1 protein-coding gene is annotated in these 677 nt (G+C 64.4%); it reads right to left on the reverse strand.

The genetic code is table 11. The features are described 5' to 3' along the window. Positions 1–669: tyrosine-type recombinase/integrase (locus NKH30_RS33075; protein ID WP_352998165.1), on the reverse strand; the 669-nt coding region annotated here is incomplete at its 3' end. Positions 670–677: the final 8 nt, after the last annotated feature.

Raw genomic sequence — 677 nt, forward strand, 5'->3', positions numbered from 1 at the left:
TTCCTGAACCGCGCGATGGAGTTGCCGCGACGAGATCGGATCGGTGCAACTGCGCCCCGGGAACAGCCAGCCATGCGGAAGCATCACCCCGCGACGCCTGCCTTCGCGCCACCACACCCGCAGCAGTTCCAAGAGTTGCGGCGAGAGCATGGCGTTGCGAACCTTGCGTCCTTTGCCCTGTTCGACGCGGATCAGCATGCGTGTGCTGTCGATATCATCGACCTTGAGGTGCGCGACCTCCGATACGCGCAGACCCGCGCCATAGGCGACACCGAGCGCGGCCTTGTACTTGATGCCAGGTGCTGCTTCGAGCAGCCGCGCCGCTTCCTCCACGCTCAGCACGTCCGGCAGCTTGCGTGGATGGCGCATGATCACCAGCACACGTGCCAGATCCCGCCGCTTCAGCGTCACCAGGAACAGGAACCGCAGTGCCGAGACCGCGCCATTGATCGTCGCAGGGCCGACGCCGCTCTCATGCTGATGCAGCTGGAATCGACGGATGTCCTCAGCCCTCGCAGTGTCGGGCGAGCGGCCAAGGAACACAGCGAAGCGCCGGACGTGACGAACGTAGTCTTGCTGGGTATGGGAGCCCAGGCCACGCATGAGCATGTCGTGCTGCATGCGCTGGCGAAGCGGAGAGATTGGTGCATCGGTCGACAGGGTAGCCATGGCGAGTT

The sequence above is a fragment of the Mesorhizobium sp. M1273 genome (assembly GCF_040318195.1).
In the GTDB taxonomy this organism is placed as follows: Bacteria; Pseudomonadota; Alphaproteobacteria; order Rhizobiales; family Rhizobiaceae; genus Mesorhizobium.